We start from the raw sequence: 19010 nt of genomic DNA, 5'->3' as shown, positions 1-19010 counted from the left end.
CTGAAACGGTTTTGAGTTCGGGAGGCCAAGATGGCCGCTGTTCTTGATTCTGTCCGCGCATTCTTTGCGCCCTCCGTCTTCACCATCGATTCCGAGAATCCGTCGGATGTCGTACCGCGCGAGAACCTGCTCGATCGCGCCATGGGTCCGAACCGCCGCAAGAAGTCGTCGGAGAAGATCCGGCGCGGCCGCATCCCGGCAGAAGGCTTGGCACTTGTCGCGCGCGACCGCGACGGCCATGTCATCGGCACCGTCCGCCTCTGGAACATCGAGGCTGGCGTCAACACCGACGGCACGTCGATCAATGCGTTGCTGCTCGGCCCTTTGGCCGTCGATCCGACCTTTGAGGGCAAGGGTGTCGGTTCGGCGCTGATGCGTGCGGCGATTCTCGAGGCCAAGAACCGCGGACATGGCGCGATCCTGCTCGTCGGAGATGCTGCCTATTACGAGCGCTTCGGCTTCTTTGCCGAGAAGGCTTGCCATCTCGTCATGCCCGGCCCGTTCGAACGCTCGCGCTTCCTGGCGCTGGAGTTGACGGAAGGCTGGCTTGACGGCGCAGCCGGCATGATTGTTCCCTCGGGGCGCATGCTGGCCAAGGCGCCGCTCCGGAAGGCCGCCTGACGGGTCAAGCCTCTCCCTGAAACGGGAGGGGCTTTTTCTTTTAAGCCCTTATGCGCCCTTGCGCGACAAGCCACTGGACCGACTCCTGCACAGCCTGGAGGGAGCTGTGGCGCGGCGTGAACCCCAGCAGACGCCTTGCCTTGTCCATTGAGCAATTCGGGCTCCGGGCGATGTGCTCCCACGTCGCCTTTGCGTCCTCGGCGCTTTCCATTTTCGACCATTCGTCATAGGGGAAAAACTCGAGCTTCGGCTCATGACCGAACCAGCGAAACATCGCTTCGGCATATCCTCTCAACGTCAGTGCCTGGTCGGAAACCGCGTGGAAGCTTTCTCCGGTTGACGCTTGCCAATTGCTGATCGCTGCCATGAACATGCCTGCCACATCGTCAGCGTGAACATGATGAACGGTCTCCAAACCGAGATTCGGCAATCTCAGCGTCTCGCCGCGCGCAATCGTCGAAAAGACGGAAATGTTGAAATGTCCGGCGGGGTTGAGTGGAGGCCAGCCCGGTCCAACGATATGGCCGGGATGGATGAGGGTTGCGGGAAAGGCCCGCCGTCGTGCCTCGCCTAGAAGATAGTCCTCGATTGCCTTCTTCTGCACGCCATACTCTCCAAAGGGCGTTTTCGGCGCATCCTCGCGCGTCGGAACCGAAATGGAATGGCCGTGCGTCCAGATGGTGCCGGTGTGCAGAAAATGGCCGACATGGCCATCCAACACTCCCGCCAGATGGCGAGCGCTCTCCAACGTGAAACAGATCATGTCGATGACGATATCGGGCCTAAGTGCGCGGACGGCGGGGCCGAAGCTGCCTTCCTCCTCCATCGGCGCCCGATCCATCTGCTGCCGTTCGACGCTCTGCCATGTTGCGTGGCGACAGTAGGGGTCCGCTTTGCCGCGGCTGATTGCAACGACGTCATGCCCCGCCTCGACAAGACGCGGGACGAGATATGTGCCGACATGGCCAGTTGCTCCGATCACGATTACGCGTGCCATCGTTTTTACGCTCCTGCCGTGTGTTGAGCTGGTCCGGCCAGTATGTTGGGCGGCCGGTCGATAGGGCAAGCAGGATCATAAACTTTCACGTCCGCGTGAATCGGCACTTCGGGCGGATGAATTCTGCGTGGGATTGCGCTAGCTCATGGCGATGACCAGAGCCTTCCTCATATGGTTTGCCCTTCTCCTTTCCGCCGCGCCGGTCTCTGCCCAGCAGGAAAACGATCGCCTTGCGTCGCTGCTCGACAACTTCGCTTCCCGCGAGGAACTGAAATCGCTGAAAACCATCATCATTTCACGTGACGGAAAGATTGTTGCCGAGCGCGGCTATCGCGGGCATACAGCGTCGGAATCGACCAATATCAAGTCCGCCTCGAAAGCGATCATCTCCGCCCTTGTCGGCATCGCCGTCAGGAAGGGTGTGCTCGAAGGACCGGATCAGAAGATTGCCCCGCTCCTGAAGGCGGATCTGCCGCAATCACCCGATCCGCGGCTGAACGAGATCACCATCGGAAACCTGCTGTCCATGCAGGCGGGGTTGGGCCGTATGTCGGGACCGAACTACGGACGCTGGGTTGCAAGCCGAAACTGGGTGCGTTTTGCACTCTCGCAACCCTTCGACGATGAGCCCGGGGGCCGAATGCTGTACTCGACCGCCTCGACACATCTCCTGTCTGCAATCCTGACGAAGGCGAGTGGTAAGACAACCCTTGCCTTGGCACGGGAATGGCTCGGGCCAGTCGAAGGCTTTCGGATCGGCGCCTGGGAGCGCGATCCACAGGGCATCTATCTCGGCGGAAACCAGATGGCCATGAGCGCCCGCTCGTTGCTTGCTTTTGGCGAGCTCTATCGCAACGGCGGCAAGACGCGGGAGGGGCGACAAGTCGTTCCCGCCGAGTGGATTGCCGCGTCCTGGCAGCCGCGCACCAACTCGCGCTTCTCGGGCGATGCCTATGGCTACGGATGGTTTGAGCGCAATCTCGGCGGCGAGGACGTGCATTTCGCATGGGGCTACGGTGGGCAGATGCTCTACATCGTGCCGTCGCTCAATCTGACCGTGGTGATGACCTCGCAGGAAAGCGGGCCATCGGCCCGCAACGGCTATCGCGATGCCTTGCACGGCGTGCTGGGCGAGATTGTCGAAAATGCCCGGACATCCTGACCGGAAGGGATGGCGAAGGCACTCAGCCATCACCATCGGAAGAGTTTGAGCGGTCAGGCCGAGATATCGACGACGCCGCAGTCGCCTGCTTCCGAGGCGAAGGCGAGCAGCTTGCCGTTCTTGCTCCAGCTCATCGCGGTGATAGCGCCCTTTCCGGGGCGGCGGATCAGCGCCTCTTTACTGTCTGCAATCCGCACGGCAAGGATCATGCCGTCGATGAAACCGATTGCAAGGATGTCCTCAGCCGGATGGAACCTGACCGCGGTCGCCATGATGTTGGCGCGCGTGCCGAGCTCCAGCGGCGCCTTGCCCATCGGACCGTCCTTGCCCTGGAAGGGCCAGACGATCGCTGCTGGCGCGCCAGACGAGGCGAGCCACTTGCCCTTGGCGGACCAGGAGAGCGACTTCACCTTGGCCGGATAACCGGTCATGCGCATGTGACGCGCCTCAGCCCCCGGCTTGGCGTCAAGCTTCCAGCCGTGCAGGGCGTTTTCCTGCATGGTGGTCACGAGGAAATTGCCGTCGGGCGAGAATGTGACACCCGTATGCGCGCCCTTCCATTCCAGATCGACCGGCTTTGCATTCATGCCAACCCAGTGCAGCGATACTCCGTTGTAGCGCGCTGCAGCGATGCGCATGCCTTTCGGTGCAAAGGCAAGGCCTTCGACCGTCCGCTCCTCTGTGATTTCCTTTGTGTCGCCATTCGAAAGACGAACAAAGGCGCTCTTTCCATAGGCATAGGCGACGGCACACTGCGGGCCGGCCGCCACCTGCGAAATCCATTTGCGCGGCACGTTAGCGATCTCGCTGACGCCGGCGTCGGCCGCAATGCGCAACACCTTGCCATCTTCGCCGCCGGAAATCAGGCTTTCGCTATAGGGATCGCGGATGCAGGTGAGCATGCCCTGATGGGCTTCGCAAACCTTCTCGCCGCCATCCAGCCGGTGAAGCGTGCCGGCGGCATTCGCGAAGAAGGGGACATCACCTAAAAATTCGACGGCCAGAATGTGGCCGTCGAGATCAAGCGGGGCAACTGTTGGCATCAGGCCGCGGCCTCGCATGCCTTGAAGGAGGCTTCGAGCTTTTCGCGGTCGAGTTCGCGGCCGATGAAGACGAGCCGCGTCTCATGTTTCTCGCCATCCTTCCAAGGACGCTGGTGGTCGCCCTCGACGATCATATGCACGCCCTGGACGACATAACGCTCGGCATCGTCCTTGAAGGCGATGATGCCTTTAAGGCGCAGGATGTTCGGACCCTGCGTCTGGGTGATCTTCTGGATCCAGGGGAAGAAGCGCTCGGGGTTCATCTCGCCGCCGCGGAGCGACACCGACTGCACCGTCACGTCGTGGATCGGCGACACCGCGCCGTGGTGATGATGGCCATGGTCGTGATCATGGTGGTGGTGATCATGATCGTGATCATGCGCATGGTGATGGTGGTCGTGATCGCAATCCGGGCCACAGACGTGATCGTCGTGATCCTGCTCCAGGAAGTGCGGGTCGTTTTCCAGCGCGCGTTCAAGGTTGAAAGCGCCCTGATCCAGCACGCGGGCGAGATCGACGCCGGAGCGGCTCGTCTTGTAGACGCGAGCCGACGGGTTGATGGCCCGGACGATATCCTCGATCTGCGCCAGTTCTTCCGGCGAGACGAGATCAGTCTTGTTGATGAGGACGACGTCGGCAAAGGCAATCTGGTCTTCGGCCTCGCGGCTGTCCTTCAGGCGCAGCGGCAGGTGCTTGGCATCGACAAGGGCGACGACGGCGTCGAGCTCCGTCTTGGCGCGCACGTCGTCATCCATGAAGAAGGTCTGGGCGACCGGCACCGGATCGGCAAGTCCGGTCGTCTCGACGATGATGCCGTCGAAGCGTCCGGGGCGGCGCATCAGGCCCTCGACGACGCGGATCAGGTCGCCGCGCACGGTACAGCAGACGCAGCCGTTGTTCATCTCGTAGATTTCCTCGTCCGACTCGACAATCAGGTCGTTGTCGATGCCGATCTCGCCGAATTCGTTGACGATGACCGCGTATTTCTTGCCGTGGTTTTCGGACAGGATGCGGTTAAGCAGCGTCGTCTTGCCGGCGCCGAGATAGCCGGTGAGCACGGTGACGGGGATGGGTTTCTGCTGAGTCGAAATTGCGTCGGTCATGAGAACCTCGAAGAATGGGCTTGCCGCCAAGGGGGCTTTAAACGGACGGTTCCATATAAGGATTTGGACGCGTCAGTTCAAAGGTTTTATAATGTTATAAGATCACATTGTTTTCGGATCGCTCTATTTGAGTTCGGATGTGTCAAACGCATCCACATCCTGCAGCAGCTCCATCAGCCCCTTAACCGCATGGCCGACCAGCGCTTCGCCTTTCTCGACCGTTGCGGCAGCGGCGTTTCCGGCCGCGCCTTTGACGTTCAGATCGAGCATCTTCCAGCCGAAGGCGTGCGGCCCGTAGGCCCGTAGATGCTTGAAGCGGCTGGCAAATTCCAGCTGCCTTGAAGCGAAGTTCTCAGCCTTGGACATGGCGACCCTACCGGGATGCAGCGCCAGCATGACCGAGGTTTCGATATCGCCGCCGTGGATGTCGATCGCCTTGTTTTCAGCTGAAATCACCTCTTCCGGCACGCCGAAACGTGTCCAGCTGGTCGCAACGGCCAGCATGTTGAACTTCACCCGCGCTTCGGTTGCGACGATTGTCATCAGCGGTGAATTTCCGCCGTGAGCGTTCAACATCACCAGTTTGCGGCAGCCGAGATCGCGCAGCATTCCGGCAATTGCGAGCCAGCGGTGGATCGCTTCGCTGTAGGTCAGCGTCTTCGTACCTACGACATCCATGTGTTCGATCGAGTAGCCGACCGGTTCTGTGGGCAGGAAAGTGACCGGCAATGTTGAGGGGAGGGCAGCCTTTAGCCTTTCGACGATGCCTTCGGCAATCAGCGTATCGGTTTCGAAGGGCAGGTGCGGGCCGTGCTGCTCATGCGCGCCGAGCGGCAGAACCGCGATCCAGTTCCGGCGATCTTCGGCCGAAAGTGCGGCATCGTTGTCTGCGAAGTTCCGGGCAGGCGCTGTCATCCGGTTTCAATGCCCCTTGTTTATGACGTGAACCTGCGCAATGTCATAACGCAGCGTTGTCACGGCTTAAAGATCAAAGGGATGGCGATGGGGAAGAAGCACAAAGACGGCAAGAAAAACAAGTCCAAGAAAAAGGACCAGACCGAATATACGCTTGCCGATCTTTCGCCGGCTTTGACGCAGGCTGCGCGGTCGATGCGCACGGTCCTCTCCCGTAGTCTGCTTGAAAGCGGCCTTTACGCCGGCCAGGACGGCGTCATTCTTTCGCTTGCCGAAACCGACGGGATGACGGCAGGCGGCCTTGCTCAGAAACTCGGCGTCAAGGCGCCAACGATGACTCGCACCATCGGCCGCATGGAAGCCCAGGGCTTCCTGGAGCGCAAGCCGGATGCGGAAGATGCGCGGCTGACGAAGGTCTACCTCACCGAACTCGGGCGCGGCAGCGTGAAGGCGATCGAGATGGCGGCGTCGGCCTGCGATCGGACGGCTACGCTTGATTTTTCGGAGAAAGAAATCCGCAACCTCGTGCGCCTTCTAAAGGCGATCGACAACAATCTCCAGGCAGAAGCAGTGCCGTTCGAAGAACCCGACGAAATTTGACGGTCGATTAAAATTCGGTTTGCCTCTCCGCGTTTAATCTTTTAATTAAACATTTTAAGGGGCGCTCTTTTTCCGGTTCCGCGATGCGCTCCACCATCTCGCGCGTTGCCTGGGGAGGATGCGTGGCTCAAAAGATCAAACTTTCGACAATTGCCGAAACACTCGGCATTTCAACGGCAACGGTATCGCTAGCCTTACGCGACAGCCCGCTCGTTGCGGGCAATACGCGGGAAAAGATCAAGGAACAGGCGCGCGCGCTCGGCTATATCTACAACCGCCGGGCCGCAAGTCTGCGTACGTCTCGCTCGGGCATCGTCGGCGTCGTCGTGCACGACATCATGAACCCGTTCTACGGGGAAATCCTGAAGGCGATCGAGAGCGAGCTCGATCGCAGCCGTCATACCTTCATCCTGTCCAACCACTACGATTCGGTCGAGAAGCAGCGCACCTTCATCGAGACGCTGCTGCAGCTCGGCGGCGATGGCGTCATCATGTCGCCCGCAATCGGCACGCCGCCGGAGGATATGCAGCTTGCCGAGGCCAACGGCATGCCGGCGATCCTTGTCGCGCGCTCGATGGAGGGGATGGACCTGCCGACCTATCGCGGTGACGACAGCTACGGCATTTCGCTTGCCACCAATCACCTGATCGGGCTCGGCCACCGCTCAATCGCCATGATCGGGGGAACGGATCAGACCTCGACCGGCCGCGACCGCTATCAGGGCTATGTCAATGCGCTGCGCAAGGCTGAGATCGAAGTCGATCCCAACCTGCGCATTCCCGGTCCGCGCTCGATGCAGGGCGGGTTCGAGGCGGCTGTGCATTTCCTGTCGCTGCCGCAAAAGCCGTCGGCCGCCGTCTGCTGGAACGATCTCGTTGCCATCGGGCTCATGAACGGCATTGCCCGTGCCGGTCTTGTGCCAGGCAAGGACATCTCGGTTACCGGCTATGACGATCTCGAGGAAGCCTCGCTCTCGACACCGGCGCTGACGACGGTCTGGAATGGGCAGGCCGAAGTCGGCCGCCTTGCCGCCCGGGCGCTTCTCGATCGCTTGGCCGGCAGTCACGAGCCGGACGGCATCCACCTGATCAAACCCGAGATGCGCATCCGCCAGTCGACAAGCCCTTACAGACCCCGCCAGTAAGACAAGAGGAAAAGCCATGTCCCGCATCGCCATTCTCGTTCCCGGGAAGATACACGAGCGTGTTCTTGCGACCTTGAAGGACCGTTTCGAAGTTGTCGCCGTCGAAAATAGCGAGACGTTGGAACTCGACGCCGAAACCGCAAACCGCATTCGCGGCGCGGCCGTCAGCGGCGCGTTTCCCGGCAGGTGGATGGATCAGCTGCCGAGCCTTGAGGTGATCGCGAGCTTCGGCGTCGGCTATGACGCCGTGGACGTCAAGCATGCTGCGGAAAAAGGACTGGTCGTCACCAACACGCCGGATGTGTTGAACGACGAGGTCGCCGATACCGCGATCGGCCTGCTGCTCAACACCGTCCGCGAACTGCCGCGGGCGGAGAACTGGCTGCGTGAGGGCCACTGGACGACGGGTTCGGCCTATCCATTATCGCGCTTTTCCTTAAAAGGACGGCATGTCGGTCTCTACGGCCTCGGCCGCATCGGCCAAGAGATCGCCAAGCGCCTCGAACCGTTCAAGGTGAAAATCAGCTATCACACACGCACGATCCATCCAGATATCGCCTATGATTATCACCCGACCCTGAAAGGCCTCGCCGGCGCTGTCGATACGTTGATTGCGATCGTTCCGAAGACGCCTCACACCCACAAGACGATCGATGCGGAGATCCTTTCTGCACTCGGCCCTGACGGCATTCTGATCAATGTCGGCCGAGGCTGGACGGTGGATGAAGCAGCGCTCGTTTGGGCGCTGAAGAGCGGCGCACTCGGCGCTGCGGGCCTTGATGTCTTCTACGGCGAGCCGGTGGTCCCGGCGGAACTCTTCAGCTTGCCGAATGCGGTGCTGCTGCCGCACGTCGCCTCCGCCTCGATCCCGACGCGCAACGCGATGGCCGATCTTGTTGCCGGCAATCTGATCGAATGGTTTGAGAAGGGCAGGCCGCTAACCGCGGTGCCGGAGACGCCTTCGGCAAGGTAAGGGGCTCAGTCAACGATGCGCCGCGCCATAACGACATCATCGATTTCCTCGCCGTCGTGAATAATTCCGCCCGGAATTCGCCCGACTTGGCTGAAGCCCTCGCGCTCGTAGAAGCGGATCGCGGGCGGGTTCTGCGCGCTTACGGCCAGCTCCAGCTGTCTGATGCCGACCTCTCGAGCGTGCCCGGTCAGTCGTTCCAGTAGCGCCGAAGCGGCGCCCAAACCGCGAAAGCTCTTATGCACGTAAACCATAATAATCGTGGCACGGTGGGCCATCTTGCTCGATTGCTGCCGCATCAAGCCCATCATGCCAACCGGTTTTTCTCGGTGGAATGCGACGAACACTGCATTGTTCGTGAGGCGGTGACGCCATTCATCGTTTGTTAGGCTCTCCCAATCGGCGGCGGTGCTCGCATAGGCCGCGGGCTCGGTCTGCAGCGCCTCCAAGCGGATTTGCCGAAAAGCCTCAATATCCTCGGGGCCGAGGAGCCGTATATTGATCTGCCCGCCGTGAGCCACTGTCGATACCTGTCGTTCTGTCGTGCAACCGGAGCGCCTAGGCCTTAACCTTCATGGAGACATTCTTAGTCGCCGCATATTCCCTTGCCGCATCCCCGAAGGCCGCAAAGATCTGGTTCGAGGGCTTGTCGGTTTCGGCCCAGTATTCCGGATGCCACTGCACGCCGACGGCAAAGGCTTTGGCGTCGATGACGGAAACGGCTTCGATCGTCCCGTCTTCGGCGATCGCCTCCACCTGTAGGCGAGGCGCCGTCTTGGCGATTGCCTGACGGTGCAGCGAGTTCACCAGGACTTCGCCTGGACCGATGATGCGGGCGATGCAGGAGCCTTCCTTGACGAAAACGCTCTGGCGGATAGCATACATTCCGTCGCGATCGACATCGGCTGGCTTCCTGTGGTCCCAGATGCCCTCCTGCTCGTGGATTTCACTGGCAAGGGAACCGCCGAGCGCGACGTTTAGCTCCTGTATGCCGCGGCAGATCGCCAGCAGCGGGATGGCTCGATCGATTGCACGGCGGATGAGGGGTATGGCCGTTGCGTCACGCGCGGGGTCGAAGGGGCCATCGCTCTCGCGAGCCTCGGCAGCGTAGAGCGATGGATGGACGTTGCTCGCCGAGCCCGAAACCAGCAGTCCATCCACTCGGTCAAGGATTGCGTCCGTGTCATAACCTTTTTCGAAGGCAGGAATGATGAAGGCCATGACGCCCGCAGCGTTCAGCGCCGCGCGTACATATTGATGCTGGACGGCATGCCAGTCGGCGCCATCGAGGGTGCGGGTATCGGCAGGAACGGCGACGATCGGCTTCATCATTTTTGGTCCGGAACGCTCTCGATTTTTCTATTGTGAAAACCGAGATCGGCCTCAAAGTCAACTTCTCGACGCAATGGCGGGCCAAATTGCGGCGATCTGCGCCATTCAAGCATAGAGACCTTGCTAAACTGCTGATTTTCGATGGAAACACGTCATTCGCCAAATTGCTGCCGTGATGCCAAAGTCTGATCGACTAAAGCTTGAAACACACGCGGCCGCATGCTTAGCTCGCCTCCATTGCTGCGGGTAGAGATGAAATTGTCCGCGCATGCCATCTATACGGGAGGTTTTTGATGGATCGTCGTTCGTTTATTAAGAAGGCCGGAACTGCGGGGGCAGGTGCCGTTGCGGCAAGCGCACTCGCCGCGCCGGCGATCGCGCAGGAGAATCCGAAAATTTCGTGGCGCATGACCTCTTCGTTCCCGAAGAGCCTGGACACGATCTTTGGCGGTGCGGAAGATATCGCCAAGCACGTCGCCGACGCGACCGACGGTGCCTTCAAGATCCAGCCTTTCGCAGCCGGCGAAATCGTGCCCGGCCTGCAGGCGGCCGACGCCGTCAGCTCGGGTACCGTTGAATGCTGCCACACCTGCTCGTACTATTTCGTCGGCAAGGATCCGACCTATGCAATCGGCACGGCCATTCCCTTCGGCCTCAACGCCCGTCTCACCAACGCCTGGTTCTTCGAGGGCAATGGCATCAACCTGATGAACGAGTTTTATGCCACGCAGGGCATGTTCGGTCTTCCGGCCGGCAATACCGGCGTCCAGATGGGTGGCTGGTTCCGCAAGGAAATCAATACGCTGGACGACCTCAAGGGCGTCAAGATGCGTATCGCCGGTCTTGCCGGGCGCGTCATGGAAAAGCTCGGCGTCATCCCGCAGCAGATTGCCGGCGGTGACATCTATCCGGCGCTCGAAAAGGGCACGATCGACGCGTCCGAGTGGGTCGGTCCCTATGACGACTTGAAGCTCGGCCTGCACAAAGTCGCCAAGTACTACTACTATCCGGGCTTCTGGGAAGGCGGTCCGGCGATCCACGCTTTCTTCAATCTCGAAAAGTGGAACAGCCTGCCGAAGCACTACCAGACGATCCTCGCCGACGCCTGCACCTATTCCAATGCCAGGATGATGGCGAAATACGATATGAAGAACCCTTCAGCGCTGAAGCAGCTCGTCGCCGAAGGTGCAACACTGCGTCCCTTCAGCCAGGAAATTCTGGAAGCCGCGTTCCAGGCTTCAACCGGTCTCTATGGCGAGCTCTCGGCTTCGAACCCATCTTTCAAGAAGATCTATGACGACCAGACCGCATTCAAGCGCGATGCTTACCTCTGGATGCAGCTCTCGGAATATACGTTTGACACATTCATGATGATCCAGCAGCGATCGGGCAAGCTCTAGGCGGCTTGGAACCCGTCTGCGCGTTCATCGCATCGCCGACAGAAGCCCCGGATGGAAATCCGGGGCTTCTTCATTTGCATTCAATTGATCTTTGGAGGTTGGCTGAGATCGGGTGGCGGTGCTGGTTGTGCCGGATTGGCCGGCGCGGGCGTCGCAGGGGCTGGCTGCTGACCGGGCAGACCGTTCAGTGGCGGCAGGGTGAGACCCGGGATCTGTGGTGTACTGCCGCCACCGCCAGGCGCGGGCGGCAGCGAGAGCTGATTGCCGCCGAAGCCGGGTATTTCGATCTTGATCGTGTTGAGGTCCACGGCCGGACCCTTGTTCAGCCAGTAGGTCACGGATTGCGGCCAGAAGATCACGATCGCGACGAGGATGAGCTGCATGACGACCCATGGGATCGCGCCCATGTAGATATCTCGTGTCTTCACGTCACGGCTGGCAATGGAGCGCAGATAGAACAGCGCGAAGCCGAAGGGCGGGTGCATGAAGCTCGTCTGCATGTTCACGCAGATAAGCACGCCAAACCAGATCAGATCAATACCGAGCGCCGAAGCGACGGGTGCCAGCATCGGAATGACGATGAAGGCGATTTCGAAGAAATCGAGGAAGAAGGCGAGGACGAAGATGAAGAGGTTGACGAAGATCAGGAAGCCGACCGGACCGCCCGGGATGCCGGACAGCATGTGCTCGATCCAACGCGAACCATCCATGCCCTGAAAGACGAGGCTAAAGCAAGTCGAGCCGATCAGGATCATCACCACCATCGAGGTGATATGCATCGTCGATGTCATGGCTTCGCGGACCAGCGGCCAGGTCAGGCGGCGGTGGAGCGCTGCAAGCACGATCGCGCCCACGACGCCGAGGGCGCCGGCTTCCGTTGGCGTCGCAAGCCCCATGAAGATCGTGCCGAGCACGAGGAAGATGAGGATAATGGAAGGCACCATGCCGGCCAGCACCTTCATCAGCAGTGCCCAGTTGAACTCGCCGCGCACCTCCTTCGGCAGCGGCGGCATCAAGCCTGGCCGGAAGATGGACAGGAACAGGATGAAGCCAAGGAAGATCGCGACCTGCAGGATCGAAGGGCCGATGGCGCCGAGATACATGTCACCGACTGATCTGCCGAGCTGGTCGGCGAGAACGACGAGCACGAGGGAGGGCGGGATGACCTGGGTGATCGTGCCCGACGCGGCGATGACGCCGGTCGCCAGCCGCGGATTGTAGCCGTAGCGCAGCATGATCGGCAGCGAGATCACGCCCATGGTGATGACCGATGCCGCGACGGTGCCGGTGATGGCGCCGAGAACAGCGCCGACGAGGATGACGGCGTAGGCGAGACCGCCAGGAACGGCGCCGAAGAGCTTGCCGGTTCCCTCGAGAAGATCCTCCGCAAGGCCACACCTTTCCAGAATGGCGCCCATGAAGGTGAAGAAGGGTATGGCGAGCAGCAGGTCGTTGGAAACGATGCCGAACACGCGAAGGGGCAGGGCCTGCAGGAAGGCCTCGCTGAAATGGCCGGTTGCTATGCCGATGACCCCGAAGAAAAGGCCGACGGACGCGAGCGAAAAGGCGACCGGAAAGCCGTAGAGCATGAAGATGACCATGCCCAGAAACATCGCCGGCGGAATGATACCGAAGTCAAACAAGTCCGTTCCTCCCGGAGAGCTTTATTGCAGGGGCTTTTCGTATTTCGTTTCGAGCTGGATGTAGCCGCGCACCGCGGCGATCCTCTTGATGAGTTCCGAAATGCCCTGCAGTGCCAGGAGTGCGAAACCTGCGAAAAGAATAAGCTTGACCGGCCAGCGGATGAGCCCTCCGGCATTGGCGGATATCTCGCCCTGCTGGAAGGCGATCACGAAATAGGGCCAGCACAGGAAAGCCAGGAAGGAGCAGGCCGGGATCAGGAAGACGATCAAACCGATGATATCGATCCAGATTCTGGCCCTGTCGGAAACCGATCCGTAGATTAGGTCGACGCGCACGTGCTCATTGTTGCGCAGCGTATGAGCCGCCCCGAGCACGACGACGTAGGCAAAGAGATACCATTGAATCTCCAGCCAACCGTTCGAGCTGTAATTGAACAGATAGCGGACGATTGCATTGCCGGCGCTGATGAAGCAGCACGCAAGCACCATGTAATCCGCGATTTTCCCTATGAATTGGCTGACGCTGTCGATCAGCCGGCTGACGCTTAGAAACGCCGGCATGCCTTTCCCCTTACTCTGCCTTTGCGGCAAGTTCTCACTTTTGAAATTTGTGTAAACTACGGTTTCCGAAATTGAAAGAATAAACGGCCGTATAGGATTTTAGTCGTAGACATAGAATGCGGCGGTTTAGATGCTGGCTGTACAACCGGCAACTTAAGCGCGGATCATTTTTCCATGAACTTCACTTCATAGCTGTGAAATTCGCCATTAATCTTGAAATTCTCTCTTGGGTTTTAGAAAAAACAACCAAACAGATAGGGTCAAGGCAATCAATTTTTAAAAGGTTCCCCGTATCATCCCGGCGCACAGGGAAAGTATGGATGAAACCACATAACCCGAACAGGGTCCCTATCGATGTGTATCTGTCGTTTGTGAGTTCTCTTTCGGGGAACCGCATGACGCTGCTCGCCGGCGTCATCGTGCATGTGGCAACTTTCCTGGCGGTTGCAGCCAAAACACATTCTTCCATCTATGTGCTGCTGTCGGCTGCCGCCCTCCTGGTCTTTTGCGTCCGCATGATCACCTTCCGGCGGTTCGATCGCGTGGAAAAAGAGAAACTGTCGCGCGCCGGCATCGAGCGCTGGGAGCGTGTTCTCGTTGCCGGTGCGGCCTGCACTACAGCCATCCTCGGCATCGGCAGCGGCTATGCCATCTTCGTCGTGCATGATTCCTTCGCGGAGCTTGCCTGCATTTCCGTCACCATGGCGACCATGGTTTCCGTCGTCGGCCGCAACTACGGCTCGCGGCTGGCAGTTGACCTGCAGACTTTCTCCTGCTGCCTGCCGATGATCGTCTGCAGCCTGATGGCGTTGGATTTCTATCGCGGCATCCTCTCCATCTTCCTTATTCCTTTCTGGCTGACGACGCGGGCGATGGCGAACGGCGTGCGCGAGTTCCTTTATGAGAACGTCATCGCTCACAGGCAGATCTCGCTGATTGCCGATCGTTTCGATACTGCGCTCAACAATATGCCGCACGGTCTCGTGATGGTCGATCCGTCGAACCGTATCCAGGTGATCAACCGGAAAGCCTGCGAGCTTCTCAAGATCGGCGATCCGGACCGGTTGAAGGATCGCGACCTCGGTGCCGTCCTGCGTTACGGCGCGCGCTATAGCTTCATGGATGCCTCGCAACCGGAATTGATCCTGCGGCAGCTGACACAGGTTGCCGAGGAAGGCCTATCGCGCACCCTGATCCATTTTCCTGAAAGCCTATCGCTGGAATTTTCCGCGAAGCGTCGTGCCGACGGCGGCGCCGTTCTGATCTTCGAGGATGTGTCGAGCCGCGTGAAGGCGGAGCAGAAGATCCTGCATATGGTCCGCTTCGATGCTCTGACCGGCCTGCCGAACCGAGAATATTTCGGTCATCTCGTAAAGGAATATATCGAGCGCCACCCGAAAAGGCGTGGGCCGCTTGGTTTCATGGTCCTCGACATCGACGAGTTCAAGCACGTTAACGACATGCGCGGCCACATCACCGGCGATCACCTGCTCTGCGCGATCGCGGCGCGGATCAAGGACGAAGCAGGCAATGCCATCGTCGGCCGCCTCATGGGCGACCAGTTTGTCATCTTCTTCCCGCATGCCAAGAACAACGAAGCGCTCGATGCCGAAATCCGCCGGATGCATGCCGACATTCAGGGCAATTATGAAGTGGACGAGGTCACCTTCCTGGTGTCGCTCAGCGCCGGCTACGCGATCCTCGAAAGCAATGCATTTGCAATGGAGGAGTGGAGCATCAAAGCGGACCTCGCCCTCTTTGAAAGCAAGTCACGACTGCGCGGCGGCATCACCGGCTTCGAACACGAAATGGATGGCCGCTACATCGAGCAGCAGAAGCTGAAAGCGGACTTGCGCGAAGCGGTGGCTGCGGGCGCGCTTAGCGTCGCGTTTCAACCGATGTTCAAAGCCGATGGGACACGCATCGAATGCGCCGAGGCGCTGGCGCGCTGGGTCCACCCGGAAAAAGGCGCCATTCCGCCGGACGTTTTCATCCGCCTCGCCGAAGAGATGGGCATCATATCGGACATCACGCGGTTCATCCTTTTCAAGGCCTGCAGCGAATGCATGACCTGGCCCGACCACATCGCGATATCGGTCAATCTCTCGGCACGCGACCTGCGTGACAACGATATCCTCACCGTCGTTTCGGAAGCGCTTTCAACATCCGGCCTCAAGGCGTCGCGGCTGCATCTGGAAATTACAGAAAGTTGTCTCATCGACGAGCCTGCGGCGGTGCGCGCCATCCTCGCGGAATTGCGCTCCCACGGCATCACCATAGCGATCGATGACTTCGGCACGGGCTTCTCCAGCCTTAGCTATCTCGACACGTTGCCGCTCGATATCGTCAAGATCGATCGCTCCTTCGTTCGCAATATCGCGGAAGACACGCGCCGTCTGAAGCTTTTGTGCGGTACTGTCAATCTCGCCCGCGAGCTCGGGCTCAAGATCGTCATCGAGGGTGTGGAAACTGTTGAGCAACTGGCATTGCTCAACAAGCATCGCAGCGCGGATCTCGTGCAGGGCTATGTCTTCTCTGCGCCGGTGCCCTCAAAGGAGATCGGCATCCTTTCGCAAGCACTCAGCCGTCGCGCCACCCAGCGCCGCCGCAGCAAGGTCGCCTGAGCCCGGATTGCCGCCATCGAAACAAGAGCCCAGTTATCCGGGTCTGTTAACCTTAATAATTCAAATACGTCCGAAACTTTTGATACTTCTTGCTCTTTGCGCGCCCAGATATGATTAATGGCCCGTTAACGGCGGGAACATCAATGGCGTCAATCCCTTTGAATACAAGTGACTTTTCAAGAAAGCTTCTCGAAATTCTGGACAATGTCGAATATCGCCGCATCGAAAGCAGCGAGGACATGGAGGATGTCGAACGGTTGCGCTGGAAGGCCTACAAGGCCCATGATGTGCTGGCGCTCGCCCCAAAAGGGCTGTTGGACGATACCGATTTCGATAGCCATGCTTATGTCTTCGGTCTCTACTATTACGGCGAACTGGTCAGCACGGTCCGACTTCACTATGTAACGCCGGACCATCGCGTCAGCCAGTCCGCCGGCGCCTTTCCTGAGGCGATCGATTCGCTTCTGGATGCAGGGCTGACCTTGATCGATCCAGCGCGCTTTGCGGCCGATCCGGAACTGACCGCCGACCTGTCGTGGATTCCCTACCTGACGCTGAGACCAAGCATCGTTGCGGCGGCGCATTTCCGTGCCGACCGCGTTCTTCAGTTTTGCCGGCCCCCGCATGCCGCTTTCTACAAGCGGGTCTTCTATGCAGATACCATCGTGCCCGGCCGGCTGGCGAAGAATTACGGAATCGACATGACGCTGATGGCGACGAATGTGATCGAGGTTGGTCGAAAGCTTCTGACGCGCTATCCCTTCTTTATTTCCAGCGCCAGCGAACAGCGCATGATGTTTTCCCGCGGCCCCGACAGCAGGCTGCCATCGCTCACCATCATCCCGACCGCTCGCTTCGTGCCGGAAGGCCAGTTCGGCACCGATCTGCCGCTCTGAGGCCGCGCTCATGAAATGCCGCAAAGCGTACCGGCTGCGGCATTCTCATGCATTGCGCTTTTCCCAGGCTTTGTGTAAGCCCTGAATGGGATCATGGCATTCAGGGAGACGAAATTTCATGGCCGAAGAACACAACGGACCCGTCGAAGTCGGCGCGCCGATGGACTACAAAGAACATGAACAAACCTACAATCTGTTCATTTCGGCTGCGAAATACGGCGCGATGTTCCTCATCGCCCTGCTGCTTGGCATGTCGGCCGGTTTTTTCACCAGCAGCGGCTTTCTCGGCGGCCTCCTAGTTTTTCTCGTCATCTTCGTTGCCGGCATCGTCCTGCTGCGCTGACTGCAGCAGGCGAGGAGCGGCATTTCCGAAATTTTCGAATAGGTGCTTGGCCTGAGCGGTGAGCCCGCGGTGGTTTGGCTGACCCGGAGGAGGGGGCAGTTGGGCAATATCGTTTTCATTACAAAAGAATCGAACGGTTCCGAGACACGCGTTGCGGCGTCTGCCGAAACTGTAAAGAAGATGGGGAACCTCGGCTTCGACATCGTGGTCGAGGCAGGTGCTGGGGTTTTATCGCGCATACCGGACAGCGAATTTGAGGCTGCAGGGGCGCGGATCGGCTCGGCTGGCGATGCGGCAACCGCGGATGTGGTGCTGAAAGTGCGCCGCCCGACGGAGGCGGAGATTGCCGGCTACAAGAGCGGCGCGGTCGTCATCGCGATCATGGATCCCTACGGAAACGATGAGGCGATTGCCGCGATGGCGAAGGCAGGGCTTTCAGCCTTCGCGATGGAACTGATGCCGCGCATTACGCGCGCGCAGTCCATGGATGTTCTTTCCTCACAGGCAAATCTCGCCGGCTATCAGGCCGTCATTGAAGCGGCGTCTGTCTATGATCGCGCCCTGCCGATGATGATGACGGCCGCCGGCACCGTTCCGGCCGCCAAGGTCTTCGTGATGGGTGCAGGCGTGGCAGGCCTCCAGGCGATTGCGACGGCGCGCCGCCTCGGCGCTGCGGTCTCGGCCACCGACGTTCGCCCCGCCGCCAAGGAACAGGTCGCCTCACTCGGCGCCAAGTTCATCGCCGTTGAAGACGAGGAGTTCAAGGCAGCGGAGACGGCGGGCGGCTACGCCAAGGAAATGTCCAAGGAATACCAGGCGAAGCAGGCAGCCCTCGTTGCCGAGCATATCGCCAAGCAGGACATCGTCATCACCACGGCACTGATCCCCGGACGCCCTGCGCCGAAGCTCGTATCGCGCCAGATGCTGGCTTCGATGAAGCCCGGCGCCGTTGCCGTCGATCTTGCGGTCGAGCGTGGCGGCAATATCGAGGGCGTGGTTGCAGACGAGGTCGTCGATGTCGAAGACGTCAAGGTGATCGGTTTCGCCAACCTGCCGGGCCGGGTGGCCGCCAGCGCTTCGGCGCTCTATGCCAAGAACCTCGTCACCTTCCTCGAGACCATGCTCAACAAGGAGACGAAGAGCGTCGTCCTCAACCTCGACGACGAACTCATCAAAGCGACCATGCTGACCTATGCAGGCGATGTCGTGCATCCGGCATTCGCCGGGACGAAGAAGGGGATAGCTGATGGCCAGTGAAGCAATGGACAAGGCGCTGGAGCAGCTTGACCAGGCGGTCAACGCAGTCGTGGCGGCGGCCGCGCAGGCACCGGAAGCGGCAAGTGCGGCAACGGGCGGGGCGATCGATCCCTTCATTTTCCAGTTCGCGATCTTCGTTTTGGCGATCTTCGTCGGTTATTACGTCGTCTGGTCGGTGACGCCGGCGCTGCATACGCCGCTGATGGCCGTCACCAACGCCATCTCTTCAGTCATCGTCGTCGGCGCGCTGCTTGCAGTCGGCATTTCGGCAAGCGGGCTTGCGACCGGTTTCGGCTTCGTCGCGCTCGTTCTCGTCTCGGTCAACATCTTCGGCGGTTTCCTCGTCACGCAGCGCATGCTGGCGATGTACCGCAAGAAGGACAAGTGAGGCCGGACGA

19 protein-coding genes are annotated in these 19010 nt (G+C 59.8%); 11 read left to right on the top strand and 8 right to left on the bottom strand.

Translation table 11 applies throughout. The features are described from left to right. Positions 1-30: 30 nt before the first annotated feature. Complete coding sequence (locus QA644_RS16570) at positions 31-621, top strand: N-acetyltransferase (RefSeq protein ID WP_194728219.1); 591 nt, start codon at positions 31-33, stop codon at positions 619-621. A gap of 40 nt (positions 622-661) precedes the next feature. Here QA644_RS16570 and QA644_RS16565 read toward each other — a convergent pair whose 3' ends face one another. Next, on the bottom strand, positions 662-1618 hold the full coding sequence (locus QA644_RS16565) for an NAD(P)-dependent oxidoreductase (protein WP_283069597.1): 957 nt from the start codon (positions 1616-1618) through the stop codon (positions 662-664). 151 nt (positions 1619-1769) lie between these two features. On the opposite strand from QA644_RS16565, the gene QA644_RS16560 reads away from it, so the two are divergent. Further along, positions 1770-2780, top strand: coding sequence for a serine hydrolase (locus QA644_RS16560; protein WP_283072407.1), 1011 nt, complete (start codon positions 1770-1772; stop codon positions 2778-2780). A 53-nt stretch (positions 2781-2833) separates the two neighbouring features. Here the strand turns inward: QA644_RS16560 and QA644_RS16555 are convergent, their stop codons facing one another. The 3 genes from QA644_RS16555 to QA644_RS16545 form a co-directional block, all read right to left on the bottom strand. After that, on the bottom strand, positions 2834-3823 hold the full coding sequence (locus tag QA644_RS16555; protein WP_283069595.1) for a WD40 repeat domain-containing protein: 990 nt from the start codon (positions 3821-3823) through the stop codon (positions 2834-2836). Continuing rightward, positions 3823-4926 (bottom strand): GTP-binding protein, encoded by a 1104-nt coding sequence (locus QA644_RS16550; RefSeq protein ID WP_239596891.1) that lies wholly within the window; start codon positions 4924-4926, stop codon positions 3823-3825. Before QA644_RS16550 ends, QA644_RS16555 begins: the two co-directional genes overlap by 1 nt. A 123-nt stretch (positions 4927-5049) precedes the next feature. After that, positions 5050-5841 (bottom strand): creatininase family protein, encoded by a 792-nt coding sequence (locus QA644_RS16545; RefSeq protein ID WP_194728217.1) that lies wholly within the window; start codon positions 5839-5841, stop codon positions 5050-5052. An 87-nt stretch (positions 5842-5928) separates the two neighbouring features. On the opposite strand from QA644_RS16545, the gene QA644_RS16540 reads away from it, so the two are divergent. The 3 genes from QA644_RS16540 (at position 5929) to QA644_RS16530 (ending at position 8559) form a co-directional block, all read left to right on the top strand. After that, a complete protein-coding gene (locus QA644_RS16540) occupies positions 5929-6441 on the top strand; it encodes a MarR family winged helix-turn-helix transcriptional regulator (protein ID WP_194728216.1) in 513 nt (170 codons plus the stop codon). A 122-nt stretch (positions 6442-6563) separates the two neighbouring features. Beyond that, positions 6564-7586 carry a LacI family DNA-binding transcriptional regulator gene (locus QA644_RS16535; protein WP_022715909.1) on the top strand — a complete coding sequence of 341 codons (1023 nt, stop codon included), beginning with the start codon at positions 6564-6566 and terminating at the stop codon, positions 7584-7586. A 16-nt stretch (positions 7587-7602) separates the two neighbouring features. Then, positions 7603-8559, top strand: a complete 957-nt coding sequence (locus QA644_RS16530) for a 2-hydroxyacid dehydrogenase (protein WP_283069590.1) — start codon at positions 7603-7605, stop codon at positions 8557-8559. A 5-nt stretch (positions 8560-8564) separates the two neighbouring features. On the opposite strand, the gene QA644_RS16525 is transcribed toward QA644_RS16530, so the two are convergent. Both QA644_RS16525 and QA644_RS16520 read right to left on the bottom strand, forming a co-directional pair. Next, on the bottom strand, positions 8565-9077 hold the full coding sequence (locus tag QA644_RS16525; protein ID WP_283069589.1) for a GNAT family N-acetyltransferase: 513 nt from the start codon (positions 9075-9077) through the stop codon (positions 8565-8567). 37 nt (positions 9078-9114) lie between these two features. Next, a complete protein-coding gene (locus QA644_RS16520; RefSeq protein WP_283069588.1) occupies positions 9115-9888 on the bottom strand; it encodes a gamma-glutamyl-gamma-aminobutyrate hydrolase family protein in 774 nt (257 codons plus the stop codon). 293 nt (positions 9889-10181) lie between these two features. On the opposite strand from QA644_RS16520, the gene QA644_RS16515 reads away from it, so the two are divergent. Further along, positions 10182-11288 (top strand): TRAP transporter substrate-binding protein, encoded by a 1107-nt coding sequence (locus QA644_RS16515; protein WP_283069587.1) that lies wholly within the window; start codon positions 10182-10184, stop codon positions 11286-11288. A gap of 80 nt (positions 11289-11368) precedes the next feature. Here QA644_RS16515 and QA644_RS16510 read toward each other — a convergent pair whose 3' ends face one another. Both QA644_RS16510 and QA644_RS16505 read right to left on the bottom strand, forming a co-directional pair. Beyond that, the gene (locus QA644_RS16510; RefSeq protein ID WP_074069697.1) at positions 11369-12931 is read right to left on the bottom strand and encodes a TRAP transporter large permease subunit; all 1563 of its coding nucleotides are present in this window, start codon (positions 12929-12931) and stop codon (positions 11369-11371) included. Positions 12932-12952: 21 nt separating this feature from the next. Then, entirely contained in the window at positions 12953-13492 is a 540-nt protein-coding gene (locus QA644_RS16505; RefSeq protein ID WP_074069696.1) for a TRAP transporter small permease subunit, read from the bottom strand. A gap of 320 nt (positions 13493-13812) precedes the next feature. Between QA644_RS16505 and QA644_RS16500 the strand changes: the two genes are divergently transcribed. The 5 genes from QA644_RS16500 to QA644_RS16480 all read left to right on the top strand — a co-directional run bounded on the left by QA644_RS16500 (position 13813) and on the right by QA644_RS16480 (position 19000). After that, positions 13813-16116, top strand: a complete 2304-nt coding sequence (locus QA644_RS16500) for an EAL domain-containing protein (RefSeq protein WP_283069584.1) — start codon at positions 13813-13815, stop codon at positions 16114-16116. A gap of 143 nt (positions 16117-16259) precedes the next feature. Next, positions 16260-17012 carry a hypothetical protein gene (locus QA644_RS16495; protein WP_239596906.1) on the top strand — a complete coding sequence of 251 codons (753 nt, stop codon included), beginning with the start codon at positions 16260-16262 and terminating at the stop codon, positions 17010-17012. Positions 17013-17130: 118 nt separating this feature from the next. Next, positions 17131-17355 carry an aa3-type cytochrome c oxidase subunit IV gene (locus QA644_RS16490; RefSeq protein WP_283069582.1) on the top strand — a complete coding sequence of 75 codons (225 nt, stop codon included), beginning with the start codon at positions 17131-17133 and terminating at the stop codon, positions 17353-17355. Positions 17356-17454: 99 nt separating this feature from the next. Then, a complete protein-coding gene (locus QA644_RS16485; protein WP_074069693.1) occupies positions 17455-18612 on the top strand; it encodes a Re/Si-specific NAD(P)(+) transhydrogenase subunit alpha in 1158 nt (385 codons plus the stop codon). Next, positions 18602-19000 carry a proton-translocating transhydrogenase family protein gene (locus QA644_RS16480; protein WP_022715897.1) on the top strand — a complete coding sequence of 133 codons (399 nt, stop codon included), beginning with the start codon at positions 18602-18604 and terminating at the stop codon, positions 18998-19000. The genes QA644_RS16485 and QA644_RS16480 overlap by 11 nt, the downstream gene beginning before the upstream one ends. The last annotated feature ends 10 nt before the right edge of the window (positions 19001-19010 follow it).

This window comes from Rhizobium sp. CC1099 (assembly GCF_029714385.1).
GTDB lineage: Bacteria > Pseudomonadota > Alphaproteobacteria > Rhizobiales > Rhizobiaceae > Rhizobium.
Note: the sequence above shows the minus strand (reverse complement) of the source record. Positions and strands in the feature narration are given on the sequence as shown.

Excerpts from the sequence above, each read along its gene's own strand:
- QA644_RS16555 (WP_283069595.1), bottom strand. The coding sequence starts at position 3,823 with ATGCCAACAGTTGCCCCGCTTGATCTCGACGGCCACATTCTGGCCGTC.
- QA644_RS16565 (WP_283069597.1), bottom strand. The coding sequence starts at position 1,618 with ATGGCACGCGTAATCGTGATCGGAGCAACTGGCCATGTCGGCACATAT.
- QA644_RS16495 (WP_239596906.1), top strand. The coding sequence starts at position 16,260 with ATGGCGTCAATCCCTTTGAATACAAGTGACTTTTCAAGAAAGCTTCTC.
- QA644_RS16505 (WP_074069696.1), bottom strand. The coding sequence starts at position 13,492 with ATGCCGGCGTTTCTAAGCGTCAGCCGGCTGATCGACAGCGTCAGCCAA.
- QA644_RS16500 (WP_283069584.1), top strand. The coding sequence starts at position 13,813 with ATGAAACCACATAACCCGAACAGGGTCCCTATCGATGTGTATCTGTCG.
- QA644_RS16515 (WP_283069587.1), top strand. The coding sequence starts at position 10,182 with ATGGATCGTCGTTCGTTTATTAAGAAGGCCGGAACTGCGGGGGCAGGT.
- QA644_RS16530 (WP_283069590.1), top strand. The coding sequence starts at position 7,603 with ATGTCCCGCATCGCCATTCTCGTTCCCGGGAAGATACACGAGCGTGTT.
- QA644_RS16520 (WP_283069588.1), bottom strand. The coding sequence starts at position 9,888 with ATGATGAAGCCGATCGTCGCCGTTCCTGCCGATACCCGCACCCTCGAT.
- QA644_RS16540 (WP_194728216.1), top strand. The coding sequence starts at position 5,929 with ATGGGGAAGAAGCACAAAGACGGCAAGAAAAACAAGTCCAAGAAAAAG.
- QA644_RS16560 (WP_283072407.1), top strand. The coding sequence starts at position 1,770 with ATGACCAGAGCCTTCCTCATATGGTTTGCCCTTCTCCTTTCCGCCGCG.
- QA644_RS16490 (WP_283069582.1), top strand. The coding sequence starts at position 17,131 with ATGGCCGAAGAACACAACGGACCCGTCGAAGTCGGCGCGCCGATGGAC.
- QA644_RS16480 (WP_022715897.1), top strand. The coding sequence starts at position 18,602 with ATGGCCAGTGAAGCAATGGACAAGGCGCTGGAGCAGCTTGACCAGGCG.
- QA644_RS16570 (WP_194728219.1), top strand. The coding sequence starts at position 31 with ATGGCCGCTGTTCTTGATTCTGTCCGCGCATTCTTTGCGCCCTCCGTC.
- QA644_RS16545 (WP_194728217.1), bottom strand. The coding sequence starts at position 5,841 with ATGACAGCGCCTGCCCGGAACTTCGCAGACAACGATGCCGCACTTTCG.
- QA644_RS16550 (WP_239596891.1), bottom strand. The coding sequence starts at position 4,926 with ATGACCGACGCAATTTCGACTCAGCAGAAACCCATCCCCGTCACCGTG.